Origin of the sequence: Palleronia marisminoris (assembly GCF_900172315.1) — a bacterium.
GTDB lineage: Bacteria > Pseudomonadota > Alphaproteobacteria > Rhodobacterales > Rhodobacteraceae > Palleronia > Palleronia marisminoris.
In genome coordinates, this window is the sequence record NZ_FWFV01000001.1 from 507,415 (window position 1) to 520,545 (window position 13,131).

9 protein-coding genes are annotated in these 13,131 nt (G+C 67.9%); 6 read left to right on the forward strand and 3 right to left on the reverse strand.

The features are described 5' to 3' along the window. Window positions 1-89: 89 nt before the first annotated feature. On the reverse strand, window positions 90-548 hold the full coding sequence (locus tag PAM7066_RS02535; protein ID WP_085852535.1) for a peroxiredoxin: 459 nt from the start codon (window positions 546-548) through the stop codon (window positions 90-92). 115 nt (window positions 549-663) lie between these two features. Here PAM7066_RS02535 and PAM7066_RS02540 point away from each other — a divergent pair, with 115 nt between their 5' ends. The 5 genes from PAM7066_RS02540 to PAM7066_RS02560 all read left to right on the forward strand — a co-directional run bounded on the left by PAM7066_RS02540 (window position 664) and on the right by PAM7066_RS02560 (window position 7,898). Beyond that, on the forward strand, window positions 664-3,978 hold the full coding sequence (locus tag PAM7066_RS02540; protein ID WP_085852536.1) for a YhdP family protein: 3,315 nt from the start codon (window positions 664-666) through the stop codon (window positions 3,976-3,978). A gap of 4 nt (window positions 3,979-3,982) precedes the next feature. Beyond that, window positions 3,983-5,068, forward strand: a complete 1,086-nt coding sequence (gene queA, locus PAM7066_RS02545; protein ID WP_085852537.1) for a tRNA preQ1(34) S-adenosylmethionine ribosyltransferase-isomerase QueA — start codon at window positions 3,983-3,985, stop codon at window positions 5,066-5,068. Next, window positions 5,065-5,829, forward strand: coding sequence for an ion channel (locus PAM7066_RS02550; RefSeq protein WP_085852538.1), 765 nt, complete (start codon window positions 5,065-5,067; stop codon window positions 5,827-5,829). The genes queA and PAM7066_RS02550 overlap by 4 nt, the downstream gene beginning before the upstream one ends. 235 nt (window positions 5,830-6,064) lie before the next feature. Continuing rightward, entirely contained in the window at window positions 6,065-7,348 is a 1,284-nt protein-coding gene (locus PAM7066_RS02555; RefSeq protein WP_245749562.1) for a M23 family metallopeptidase, read from the forward strand. Continuing rightward, the gene (locus PAM7066_RS02560) at window positions 7,338-7,898 is read left to right on the forward strand and encodes a bactofilin family protein (protein WP_085852540.1); all 561 of its coding nucleotides are present in this window, start codon (window positions 7,338-7,340) and stop codon (window positions 7,896-7,898) included. Before PAM7066_RS02555 ends, PAM7066_RS02560 begins: the two co-directional genes overlap by 11 nt. 152 nt (window positions 7,899-8,050) lie before the next feature. Here PAM7066_RS02560 and prfB read toward each other — a convergent pair whose 3' ends face one another. After that, complete coding sequence (gene prfB, locus PAM7066_RS02565) at window positions 8,051-9,175, reverse strand: peptide chain release factor 2 (RefSeq protein WP_085852541.1); 1,125 nt, start codon at window positions 9,173-9,175, stop codon at window positions 8,051-8,053. A 72-nt stretch (window positions 9,176-9,247) separates the two neighbouring features. Further along, window positions 9,248-9,946: a DUF1223 domain-containing protein gene (locus PAM7066_RS02570; RefSeq protein WP_085852542.1), complete on the reverse strand. Its 699-nt coding sequence runs from the start codon at window positions 9,944-9,946 to the stop codon at window positions 9,248-9,250. 209 nt (window positions 9,947-10,155) lie between these two features. On the opposite strand from PAM7066_RS02570, the gene acnA reads away from it, so the two are divergent. Then, the gene (gene acnA, locus PAM7066_RS02575; protein WP_085852543.1) at window positions 10,156-12,957 is read left to right on the forward strand and encodes an aconitate hydratase AcnA; all 2,802 of its coding nucleotides are present in this window, start codon (window positions 10,156-10,158) and stop codon (window positions 12,955-12,957) included. Window positions 12,958-13,131 lie beyond the last annotated feature (174 nt).

Here is a 13,131-nt window from a genome sequence, read left to right on the forward strand (position 1 = left end):
CGTTCCTCCTGTCGTGTGCGGGCCCGGTTACGCGGACCCCTGCCGCCCCATCTGTTCCAACACCGACGCCTCTGCGCCGGTTCGCGCCGTCACAGCGCCCGCGCGGCCTCGAGCACCTCGTCCACGTGGCCGGGCACCTTCACCTTGCGCCACTCGCGCACCACCGACTTGTCGGCGCCGATCAGGAAGGTCGAGCGCTCGATCCCCATCGAGGTCTTGCCGTACATGTTCTTCTCGACCCAAGTGCCGTAGCGCTCGCTGACGTCGCCCTCCTCGTCCGACAGCAGGGCGATGGTCAACCCGTGCTTGTCGCGGAACTTGTCCTGCTTGCTCACCGGGTCCTTGGACACGCCCAGAACGGTCACGCCGGCCTCGGCGAAGGCGTCGGCGGCATCGGTGAAGCCCTTGGCCTCGGTGGTGCAGCCGGGCGTGTCGGCGCGGGGATAGAAGAACAGGACGACGGGGCCGTCGATCTGCGACAGGCTCACGGTGTCTCCGCCGTCGCGGGGCAGGTCGATTTCGGGGGCAGGCTGGCCGGTCAGCTCCATCGGTATGTCTCCTTGTGATGTCCCGCAGCCAGATGCAGCGCGATCACGGAAAGGCAATCCGTCGTGGGGTCGGGAGGCGTGGCCAACGGGAGGAAAACGGGTCAGGTTGCGCGCCATGATCAAGCGGATTCACACCGCGGGGCGCGCCGGCGCGCATGTGATCCGCACGGGTGTTCTGCTTGCGGTGGGCTTTGCCGTGGCGATCGTGGCAGTGGCTGCCATGCTGGTGGCCAGCGGCGAGCGGATCGCCCTGCCGGCGGTGGTGGTCGCGGCGATCGAGTCCCGGATCGATGCGCGGGCCGCCGGGGTGGACGTGGATCTGGGCACGGTGTCGGTCGGGCTCGACCGCCCCCTCGTGCCGCGGCTGCGGCTCGAGGATGTGCGCGTCTCGGCGCCCGATGGCGGCGAGATCGCGCGCGTGTCCGAGGTGGGTCTGGCCTTCGACACCGCGGCTGCGCTGTCGGGGCGCGTGGCCCCCAGCATCCTGCGGGTGAACGGCGCGCGGCTGGTCCTGCGGCGGGATGCCGAGGGACGGTTCGCGCTCAGCTTCGGCAGCGGGGGCGAGTTCATCGCCGACAGCCCCGGCGCCCTTCTGGACCTGGTCGAGGGGGCGCTCGACCGCCCGCCGCTCGACCGGGTCGAGCGGGTCGAACTGACCGGCGCCGAGATCACGCTCGAGGACGCCCGCGCGAACCGGGTCTGGCAGGTCACCGATGGCAGCGCGGCGCTGACGCGGGGCGCCGAGGGGCTGACCTTCGACCTCGACGCCGAGATCTTCAACGGCACCGAGGATCTGGCCCGCGCACGGATCGCGCTGTCCACGCGCTCGGGCGATTCCGGCGCCCGGCTCGAGGCCGAGTTCGACCGGGTCGCCGCCGCCGATATCGCCGCGCAATCGCCGGCCCTCGCGGTGCTGTCGGTCCTGGACGCGCCGATCTCGGGCCAGCTTGCGACGACGCTGGGGGCCGAGGGTGCTCTGCAAGAGCTGTCCGCCACGCTCGAGATCGGGGCCGGATCGCTCGACCCGCGCAGGGGGACACCGCCGCTGGACTTCCAGCACGCCCGCGCCGCGCTGACCTTCGATCCGGCCACCCGCCGCATCGCGCTGCGCGAGGTGTCGATCGACGCCGCCGACGGCTCGGGCCGGTTGAGCGGCCAAGCCTACCTGGACGAGATCGGACCGGACGGCTTCCCCAACGCGCTGATCGCCCAGCTGAACGTGGAGGAACTGCGGCTCGACACGCCCGCCCTCTTCCCCGAGCCGGTCTCGGCGCTGGGCGGGACGCTCGACATGCGCATCCGGCTGGACCCGTTCACGGTGGACGTCGGCGCCTACAGCCTGTCGCTCGACACCGAAGGGACCCGCGACGCGCTGACCGGCGACGCGCGCGCCTGGGCCGGGGAGGACGGCTGGTCGGTCGATCTGAGCCTGACCGCCGAGCGGATGACGGCCGAACGCTTGCGGCGCTACTGGCCCAAGCCCGTGGCGCGGAAGGCGCGGCAGTTCTTCCTCGACCGGGTCGGCGCGGGCACCGCCGTCGACCCGGTCGTGGTGTTGCGCCAGCGCCCCGAGGCCGAAAAGCCCGAAGCCAATGTCAGCTTCGCGTTCGAGGACGCTACGACCCTTGCAGTTCCCTTCCTGCCCCCCGTCACCGACGCCTCGGGCTTCGCCACGCTCGACGATTTCCGTTTCGCCCTGCGCGTCGCATCGGGCCGCATGACCCCCGAGGACCGCGCGCCGGTCGACCTGACGGGCACCACCTTCGTGATCCCCGATATCCGAGAACGCCCTTCGCAGGGCCAGATCGAGATCGTTTCGGACGGCCCCCTGCCCTCGGTCCTCGCACTGATCGACAGCGAGCCGCTGAGTTTCCTGTCCAAGGCCGGCCGCACGCCGGACCTTGCCCAAGGTCATCTGAGCGCCACCACCACGATCACCCTGCCCCTGAAGAAAGGGGTGAAGCCCGAGGAAATCTCGTTCACCTCCGACGGGACGCTGACGGATCTGCAATCCGACACCTTGGTCGCGGGTCGGACGATCACCGCCGACCGGATGGAGGTTTCGGTCGACCGCGACCGCATCCGGGTCGAGGGGCGTGCGCAGTTCGACGGGGTGCCGTTCGACGGGGCGTGGCAGCAGGCGCTGTCGGGCGAGGATCGGGGGCGCGGCACGGTCTCCGGCCGCGCCACCGTCTCGGCGGAAAGCCTCGCCACACTCGGCGTGGCGCTGCCCGACGGGCTGCTGTCGGGCAGCGGCACCGCCGAGATCGAGATCGCGCTCGCCCCCGACACCGCCCCCCGCCTCACCGCGCGCTCCGACCTGTCGGGTCTGGCTCTCGCCGTGAGCGCGGTGAACTGGAGCAAGCCGCCCGACCGCACCGGAACCTTCGAGCTGCAAGCGACGCTTGGGGCCACGCCCGTGGTGGACCGGCTGCAACTGGAAGCGCCGGGCCTTTCCGCGCGCGGCCGCGTCGACCTGCAGGACGGCACCCGCTTTCGCGCCCTGACGCTCGACCGGGTGGTGCTGGGGGACTGGTTCGAGGGCGCGGTGACGATCGCCGCGCAGGGGAACGGGCGGCCGGTCGCCATCACCGTCCCCTCGGGCAGCGTTGACCTGCGCCGCGCCCAGCTCGGTGGTGGCAGTGGCAGTGGCAGTGGCAGTGGCGGGGGCGGCAGCGGCACCGCGCGTGGGCCGGTGTCCCTGCGGCTCGACGAGGTCACTCTGACCGACACGATCGCGCTGCGCGACGCGGCCATCGACCTGGCGCCGGGTGTGGCGCTGTCGGGCGAGTTCCGCGGCCGCGTGAATGGCGGGACCGAGGTCACCGGCGCGTTGGTCGGCGAGGCGCGCGGCACCGCGATCCGGGTCCAGACCCAGGACGCGGGCGCACTTCTGCGCGACGCGGGGCTGGTGGACCGGGTGCAGGGCGGGCAGCTCGACCTGATCCTGCGTCCCACGGGCGATGCCGGCACATACGAGGGGCAGGCCCGCGTGACGAACCCGCTTCTGCGCGACGCGCCCGCCATCGCGGAATTGCTCAGCGCGATCTCGGTCGTCGGTCTGCTGGAGCAGCTGGAAACCCGCGGCATCCCGTTCGAGGACGTCTCGGCCGAGTTCCGCGTCTCGCCGCAGCAGATCACGCTCTACCGGTCCTCGGCCACGGGGGCGTCGCTGGGGCTGTCCATGGACGGGGTCTATGACACGGTGAACAAGCGGCTCGACATGCAGGGGGTGGTGTCGCCGATCTACCTGCTGAACCGGATCGGCTCGATCTTCACCCGGCAGGGCGAAGGGCTGTTCGGCGTCAATTTCACCTTGCAGGGGCCGGTTTCGCAGCCGCAGGTGGGGGTCAATCCGCTTTCCATTCTGACGCCGGGCATGTTTAGGGAGATCTTCCGCCGCCCTCCGCCCGCACGACCTGCCGAGTAACCAGATGCGCCTGTCCGATTTCGACTTCGACCTTCCCGACGACCTGATCGCCACCCGCCCCGCCCGGCCGCGCTCGTCCGCGCGGCTTCTGGTGGCCGAGGGCTGTCGGATCACCGACGCGGTCGTCAGCGACCTGCCCGACTGGCTGCGCCCCGGCGATCGGCTGGTGCTTAACGACACCAAGGTGATCCCGGCACGGCTGAGCGGCACCCGTCACCGCGACGGCAACGCCGCCCGGGTCGAGGCGACGCTGCTGGAACCGAAGGCGGATGGAACATGGGGCGCGCTGCTGAAACCCCTGAAGAAGGTGCATGACGGGGAAGAGATCTTGTTTTCCGATGCGCTGTCGGCGGTGGTCGAGGGGCGCGGCGACGGCCAGGCCCGGCTCCGCTTCAACTTGGCCGGAGAGGATTTCGACGCCGCGCTGGCCGATGCCGGCGCGATGCCCCTGCCCCCCTATATCGCCGCGAAACGCGCCGCCGACGCGCAGGACCGCGAGGATTACCAGACCGTCTGGGCGAAGCACCAGGGCGCGGTCGCCGCCCCCACGGCCTCGCTGCATTTCGACGACGCGCTGCTGGATGCCCTGCGCGACCGCGGCGTCGCCTTCACCCATGTCACGCTGCATGTGGGCGCGGGGACGTTCCTGCCGGTCAAGGTGGACGACATCGCCGATCACAAGATGCACGCCGAGTGGGGCGAGGTCGGCGCCGAGGCCGCCGCCGAGATCATGGAGACGATCCGCGCGGGCGGCCGCATCATCCCCGTAGGCACCACGGCGCTGCGCCTGATCGAGACCGCCGCCACCGCCCCGCGCGAGATCGCCGCCTGGACGGGCGAGACCGACATCTTCATCACGCCGGGCTTCCGGTTCCGGGTCGCCGACGCGCTGATGACTAACTTCCACCTGCCGAAATCGACGCTGATGATGCTGGTCTCGGCCTTCCTCGGCACCGACGAAATCCGCCGCGTCTATGGCCACGCCATCGCGGAACGCTACCGTTTCTTCTCGTACGGGGATGCCTCGCTCCTTCTCCCCGGCTCGGAAGACGGAGATCGGATGCGCAACGCGGACACCAACGACGCATGAGGGACTGGCTGCGGCATCTGTACGACGGTGACGGCGCCGGACCACGGGCGTTCCGGATCGCCGTCTTCGTCTTCGACGTCGCGACGGTGGTCTACTTCCTCTATACCGCGACCGCCGCGGTGAACGCGCGGCTTCTGGCCCTCGACGTGGGGATCGGCCTGATCGTGGGCCTGGACCTCGCCGCACGGTTCTGGATCACCGAGGAGCGCAAGCGCTTCTTCATGTCGGTCACCAACATCGCGGATATCGTGGTCCTTCTGTCGCTTGCGCTTCCCCTGATCGCGAACACCAACCTCGCGTTCCTGAGGGTGCTGCGCGTGCTGCGGCTGGTGCGCAGCCTGCGGGTGGCGCATCACCTCGACACGCTGCTGGCGAAAATGCCCATCAACACCCGCGTGTCGGTCGCCGCGGCGAACCTCTTCGTCTTCATCTTCGTCGTCACCTCGCTTGTCTGGGTGCTCGAGAACCAGACCAACGACGACCTGAACACCTTCGTCGATGCGCTGTATTTCACGATCACCACGCTGACCACGACGGGCTACGGCGACATCACGCTGGACGACAAGTGGGGGCGGATCCTCACCATCATCATCATGGTGTTCGGCATCGGCTTCTTCCTGAAGCTCCTCCAGGCGCTCTACCGGCCCGACAAGGTCGAGAACGAATGCCCCACCTGCGGACTGACGCTGCACGACCGCGACGCCATCCATTGCAAGCATTGCGGCACCACCATCCACATCGAAACCGAGGGCGAGACCTGAGGCGACTGTGGTCATGGCGCACCTATGTGGCGGGTAACCTACCGAGAATCGGCAGGATCTCGCTCACGCGAGCGTGAATCCGCAAGGCAAGCGGCGAGGTGGGGGCAAAGCAGTTGCGGCATCAACTGTCGCCCGGTAGGCACAGACGAGCTTGAAGAACACGGCGAATGCCGGGGAAACAAGAACAAGGGGACAGCTTTTGTTTCGTGGTCGCAGACAAATCCTGAGCGCCGCCTTGGCCCGCGCCTTTCCAGAACGCCGCCTCTTCCTCAGATCCGATACCGAGACCCGCTTCGTCCGCCTGTCTCCCTCGACGCAGGCCATCGCCCTGTCCGGCAGCGCGCTGGTGGTCGGCTGGACGATCCTCGCCTCGGCCGTCGTCCTGATGGACTCGGTCGCCTCGGACGACCTGCGCGACAACGCCGCGCGCGAACAGGCGGTCTACGAAAACCGTCTGAACGCCATGAGCACCGAGCGCGACCAGGCCTTCGCCGAAGCCCGCGCCGCGCAGGAACGCTTCACCGCCGCGCTCGACCAGATCAGCGACATGCAGTCCGAACTGCTGGATTCCGAGACGCGCCGCGAAGAGCTGGAGCAGGGCATGGAAATCGCCCATGCCAAGCTGCGCGACGCCATCGTCGGCCGCGACGCGGCCCTCGCCCAGAAGGCGCAACTGGCCTCGCAGGTCGAGGGCGAGCACGATCCGATCCTCGATGGCGCCCTTCTGGCCGAGTACCAGACCACCATCGACCTGCTTGCCGGTGCGCTCGATTCGACCGCGTCGCAGCGCGACGACATGGCGGGCGAGGCCGAAGAGGCCGAGCAGTTCGCGGAAGAGATGATCCTCGAGGCGCAGCTGAAAGAGGACCGCAACGACCGCATCTTCGCGCAGCTCGAGGACGCGCTGACGATCTCGGTCGAGCCGCTGGACAAGATGTTCCGCTCGGCCGGCCTCGACACCGGCACGCTTCTGAACTCGGTCCGTCGCGGTTATTCCGGCCAGGGCGGTCCGTTGTCCCCGATCAGCTTCTCGACCAAGGGCGAAGCCCCCGACGAGGCGAGCCTGCGCGCCAACGGCATCCTCGAGCGGCTGGACGAGATGAACCTCTACCGCCTTGCCGCGACCAAGGCCCCCTTCGCGTTGCCGATCATGAGCAACTTCCGCTTCACCAGCGGCTTCGGTCCCCGGTGGGGCCGGATGCACCAGGGCACCGACTTCGCCGGCGCCCACGGCACCCCGATCCACACGACCGCCGACGGCACCGTGTCCTTCGCAGGCCGGCAGTCGGGTTACGGCAACCTCGTGAAGATCAAGCACGATTTCGGAATCGAGACGCGCTACGCGCACATGTCGGCCATCCACGTGAAGGTCGGGCAAAGGGTCTCGCGCGGTGACAGAATCGGTGATATGGGGAATACGGGACGCTCGACGGGCACCCACCTTCACTACGAGGTCCGCGTAGGCGGCAAGCCCGTCAATCCGATGACCTACATCAAGGCAGCGCGCAATGTTTTCTAAGTCCAAAATCAACGAGCCCGGCCCGAAACAGGGCGGAGAGGCTGTCAGTCCTTCGAGCGAGTCTTCCATGAATGCACCCAAGACCAACCCCTCGACCAGCCCCAAGGCCAAGCCGCCGGCATCGATCCTGTCGGCCGACCTGACGGTCAAGGGCAACCTCAAGACCACCGGCGACATCCAGATCGAGGGCAATATCGAGGGCGACATCCGCGCCCATCTGCTGACCGTCGGCGAGGGTGCCGTGGTCAAGGGCGAGGTGATGGCCGACGACGTCGTCGTGAACGGCCGCGTCGTGGGCCGCGTGCGCGGGCTGAAGGTGCGCCTGACCTCGACCGCGCGCGTCGAGGGCGACATCATCCACAAGACCATCGCGATAGAGTCCGGCGCCCATTTCGAAGGCTCCGTCGCTCGCCGCGATGACCCGTTGAACAACAATTCCGGCGGCCAACAGCCCCGGCCGAGCGGCACGCCAAGCACCCCGTCGGGCAGCACGCCGTCCAGCTCGTCCTCGAGCGCTTCCAGCACGAGCGGCTCCACCTCCGAGAGCTGATCGCGCGTCCCATCGGATCGCCGTCCACGGGCGCCCGGCACATGCCGCGGCGCCCGTTTTCCGTTCGGTCGAGAAGTTGCGCCGGCCCTACCCGCGCCCGAAGCGACGGTGCAGCCGGCGCGTCGCCCCGACACGGACGACCGCCGGGCGGCTCACTCTTCGGCGGAGGCCTCGGCGCGTGATTTGCCCGACACGTCCATCGCCAGCGTCGCGCCCATGAAGGCGTCGAGGTCGCCGTTCAGAACGCCTTGCGTATCGCTGGTCTCGTGCCCGGTGCGCAGGTCCTTCACCATCTGGTAGGGTTGCAGCACGTAGGAGCGGATCTGGTTGCCCCACCCGGCCGAGCCCTTGGCCTCGTGCGCCGCGTTGATGTCGGCGTTCCGGCGGTCCAGCTCCATCTGGTAGAGCCGCGATTTCAGCGCCTTCATGGCGATGTCGCGGTTCTGGTGCTGCGACTTTTCAGAGCTCGTCACCACGATGCCGGTGGGCAGGTGGGTGATCCGCACCGCCGAGTCGGTGGTGTTGACGTGCTGGCCGCCCGCACCCGAGGACCGGTAGGTGTCCAGCCGGATGTCGTTCGGGGCGACCTCGATCTCGATATTGTCGTCCACCACCGGATAGACCCAGACCGACGCGAAGGAGGTCTCGCGCGTGCCCTTCCCGAAGGGCGAGATCCGCACCAGCCGGTGCACGCCCGATTCCGACTTCAGCCAGCCATAGGCGTTCTGGCCCGAGATCTTGTAGGCGACCGACTTGATCCCCGCCTCGCCGCCCGCTTCTTCTGACTGAAGCTCGACCTTATAGCCGCGCTTTTCGGCCCAGCGCACATACATCCGCTGCAGCATCTGCGCCCAGTCGCAGGCCTCGGTGCCGCCGGCGCCGGCATTGATCTCGATGAAGGTGTCGTTGCTGTCCGCTTCGCCGTTCAGCAGCGCTTCGAGTTCGGCCGCCGCAGCGCGCTTTTCCAGCGCCTTCAGTGCGGCCTCGGCCTCGGAGACGACTTCGTCGTCATCCTCCATCTCGCCCAGTTCGATCAGTTCCTTCTGGTCCGACAGCTCCTGCGCCATGCCCTCGTAGCGCTCCAGGGTGTCCACCAGGTTCTGGCGGTCACGCATCAGCTTCTGGGCACTTTCGGGATCGTCCCACAGGGTCGGGTCCTCGACCCGGGCGTTGAACTCTTCCAGGCGGTAGGCGGCGGTTTCGTAATCCATGCGCTGCCGAAGCAGGTCGAGCGACTTCTCGATGGCCTCGACGGTGTTCTGGGTGTCCGCGCGCATGGCTGCACTCCTTCACGGGGGTTCGGAGAGACGATCTATCAACAGCCCCGGTCGGTCACAAGTCGCGCGCGGTCAGTCCACCCGGGCAGCGCCGAGGATGCGTCCGGGGCCCGGTTCCTGCACGATCACGGCCGCGGGACCGTCGAGCGTGACCTCGTCCGACCAGACCCCCTGCCCGTCCCATTCGCCCAGAACCTGCCAGTCGCGCACGATGTTGTAATAGTCGAGCACGGCGCCGGCGTTCTCGCCCCCGTGAATCGCCACGCGCTGATGCGGCTCGAACGGGACAAGTTGGACCAGCAGGTCGCGCGCCGCCGCGCCATCGGCCATCCGCACCTCGATGCGGAGCTTGCCGTCCCGCCGCTCGGCCGTGACGCGCACCGGCTGCTCCACGTCGCCATGGGCCGAGATCGCGTCGGCGACCTCCATCACGCGGCTGCCGACGATCCGGTCGGCGCCGCCCACGACCATCTGCGGCGTGTAGATCATCCGCTCGTCGCTGCGATGCGCGTAGGCCTTCTGGCGATGGGTGAAGCGCGGGTCGGCGAACCCGTCGGCCCAGCCGATATAGTCCCAGTAATCCACGTGCAGCGCCAGCGGCAGCACCCCCGGCTTGTCGACGAGCTTGCCCAGAAGGCGATCCGCCGGCGGGCAGGATGCGCAGCCCTGCGCAGTAAAAAGTTCGACCACGACGGGCTGATCCTCGGCGGCCACTATGACGGGACTCGCGGTCGCAAGAGCAAGAACGGCGCTGCGAAGGACGTGGCGCATGAGGGGCCTCTTGGGTGTCGCGGACAGGAGAAAGACCTATGCGCTGCCCCGCCCCGACGCCAATCAAGGATTTGAGAGAGCACGCTCCCGTGTGGCGACGATGGTTCTGATGCAACATCTGCATACTATTGCATACAGATTGGAATGATACTAAGTCGGCCCTAGCTTACCGCAATAGCCACCTGCTTACCTTTCCGAAGGAGGACGCCATGCCGATCGAGGTCGGACACGACACGTCGAAAACCCGCCGCACCCTGGACGTAGACGGCAAGAGCTATGCCTACTACTCGCTTCAGGCCGCCAAGGATGCCGGACTGGGCGACTTCTCGAAGCTGCCGAAATCGCTGAAGGTCCTCGCCGAGAACCTCATGCGGTTCGAGGACGGCAACACCACGACCGTCGACGACATCAAGGCCTTCGCCGAATGGGCGCAGAACGGTGGCAAGAGCGACCGCGAGATCGCCTACCGCCCCGCCCGCGTGCTGATGCAGGACTTCACCGGCGTTCCCGCCGTCGTGGACCTTGCCGCCATGCGCGACGGGATCGTCGAGCTTGGCGGTGACGCGCAGAAGATCAACCCGCTGAACCCCGTGGACCTCGTCATCGACCACTCGGTCATGATCGACGAGTTCGGCAACCCGCGCGCCTTCCAGATGAACGTGGACCGGGAATACGAGCGCAATATCGAGCGCTACACCTTCCTCAAGTGGGGCCAGAAGGCGTTCCAGAACTTCCGTGTCGTGCCCCCCGGCACCGGCATCTGCCACCAGGTGAACCTCGAATACCTGTCGCGCACCGTCTGGACGGATACCGACCAGAACGGCGAGACGGTCGCCTATCCCGACACGCTCGTCGGCACCGACAGCCACACCACGATGGTCAACGGCGCCGCCGTCCTGGGCTGGGGCGTGGGCGGGATCGAGGCCGAGGCCGCGATGCTGGGCCAGCCCGTGTCGATGCTCATCCCCGAGGTCGTCGGCTTCAAGCTCAGCGGCGCGATGCCCGAGGGCACGACCGCGACCGACCTCGTGCTGCGCGTCTGCCAGATGCTGCGCGAACACGGCGTCGTGCAGAAATTCGTCGAGTTCTACGGTGACGGTCTGGACAACGTGCCGCTCGCCAACCGCGCGACGATCGGCAACATGAGCCCCGAATTCGGCGGCACCTGCGCCTTCTTCCCGATCGACGACGAGACGCTGCGCTACCTGACCCAGACCGGCCGCGACAAGGAGACGATCGCCCTCGTCGAAGCCTACGCCAAGGAGCAGGGCATGTGGCGCGAGCCGGGTGCCGAGCCGGTCTTCACGACAACGCTCGAGCTCGACATGGCGACGGTGAAGCCCGCGATCTCGGGTCCGAAGCGGCCGCAGGACCATATCGACCTCGACAAGGCGGCCAAGACGTTCCACGACTACGTGTCGCACCAGCGGTCGAGCGCGTCCGGCTCCGAGCGCTCCGAGGCCCGTTGGGAAGCCGAGGGCGGCCAGCCCGAGCCGGTGGACATCCCCGGCGACACCGGCAACCACAAGAAGACCCGCGTCACGATGACCGACATCGACGGCGAGGAGAAGACGTTCCAGATGCATGACGGGCGCATCGTCATCGCCTCGATCACGTCCTGCACCAACACGTCGAACCCCTACGTGATGATCGGCGCCGGCCTCGTGGCCCGCAAGGCGCGCGAACTGGGCCTCGACCGCAAGCCGTGGGTCAAGACCTCGCTGGCACCCGGCTCGCAGGTCGTGTCGGCCTACCTCGAAGAGACCGGCCTGCAGGAAGACCTGGACGCCATCGGCTTCAACCTCGTGGGCTACGGCTGCACCACCTGCATCGGCAACTCCGGCCCCATCGCGGACGAGCTGTCGAAGGCGATCAGCGACAACGACCTGATCGCCTGCTCGGTCCTGTCGGGCAACCGCAACTTCGAGGGCCGGATCAGCCCCGACGTGCGCGCCAACTACCTCGCCTCGCCGCCCCTCGTGGTGGCCTACGCGCTGGTCGGCGACATGAACGTGGACATCACGACAGAGTCGCTGGGCAAGGACAAGAACGGCAACGACGTCTACCTCAAGGATCTTTGGCCCGACCAGGCCGAGATCGCCGAGCTGGTCGAGAAGACCGTCACGCGCGAGAGCTTCCAGGCCAAGTATGCCGACGTGTTCGAAGGCGACGAGAAGTGGCGCTCGGTCGAGACGACGGACAGCCAGACCTACGACTGGCCGGCCGGGTCCACCTACGTCCAGAACCCGCCCTACTTCCGCGGCATGGGCAAGGAGCCGGGCACGATCTCGAACGTCGAGGGCGCTCGTATGCTGGCGATGCTGGGCGACATGGTCACCACCGACCACATCTCGCCCGCCGGTTCGTTCAAGGAGACGACCCCCGCCGGATCCTACCTGACCGAGCGGCAGGTCCAGCCGCGCGAGTTCAACTCCTACGGGTCGCGCCGCGGCAACCACGAGGTGATGATGCGCGGCACCTTCGCCAACATCCGCATCCGCAACGAGATGCTGGACGGGGTGGAAGGCGGCTACACCAAGGGCCCCAATGGCGAGCAGATGCCGATCTACGACGCGGCGATGGCGTTCCAAGAGCAAGGCACGCCCCTCGTGATCATCGCGGGCGAGCAGTACGGCGCGGGTTCGTCCCGCGACTGGGCCGCGAAAGGCACGGCGCTGCTGGGCGTCAAGGCGGTCATCGCGGAAAGCTACGAGCGTATCCACCGCTCGAACCTCGTCGGCATGGGCGTCCTTCCGTTCGAGTTCATGAACGGCGACTCGCGCAGCAGCCTCGAGCTGACCGGCGAAGAGGAGTTCTCGATCCACGGACTCGAGGACAACTTCCGCCCCGGCGCCGAGGCCCCCTGCACGATCAAGTACGCGGACGGCTCGACCAAGGAGATCACGCTGAAGAGCCGGATCGATACCGCCATCGAGATCGACTACGTCAAGAACGGTGGCGTCCTGCACTACGTGCTGCGCCGACTGGCAAGCACCGCCTCGGCCGCCTGAGGCGCTTGGCACCACCGGAAAGGGCCGGCTTGGCGCCGGCCCTTTCTCTTTGCGCGGGTGCCGTCGAAACGCAGACAATTCGCGGGATGCGCTTCGAAAACAGGGCGGGATCGGATAGCAGCGGGTCAGCAACCCGGAACCCAGCCACGCATGAGACACGCGATCCGCACCACC

Coding starts and splice junctions, on each gene's coding strand:
- PAM7066_RS02535 (WP_085852535.1), bottom strand. CDS start 548: ATGGAGCTGACCGGCCAGCCTGCCCCCGAAATCGACCTGCCCCGCGAC.
- PAM7066_RS02540 (WP_085852536.1), top strand. CDS start 664: ATGATCAAGCGGATTCACACCGCGGGGCGCGCCGGCGCGCATGTGATC.
- queA (WP_085852537.1), top strand. CDS start 3,983: ATGCGCCTGTCCGATTTCGACTTCGACCTTCCCGACGACCTGATCGCC.
- PAM7066_RS02550 (WP_085852538.1), top strand. CDS start 5,065: ATGAGGGACTGGCTGCGGCATCTGTACGACGGTGACGGCGCCGGACCA.
- PAM7066_RS02560 (WP_085852540.1), top strand. CDS start 7,338: ATGTTTTCTAAGTCCAAAATCAACGAGCCCGGCCCGAAACAGGGCGGA.
- prfB (WP_085852541.1), bottom strand. CDS start 9,175: ATGCGCGCGGACACCCAGAACACCGTCGAGGCCATCGAGAAGTCGCTC.
- PAM7066_RS02570 (WP_085852542.1), bottom strand. CDS start 9,946: ATGCGCCACGTCCTTCGCAGCGCCGTTCTTGCTCTTGCGACCGCGAGT.
- acnA (WP_085852543.1), top strand. CDS start 10,156: ATGCCGATCGAGGTCGGACACGACACGTCGAAAACCCGCCGCACCCTG.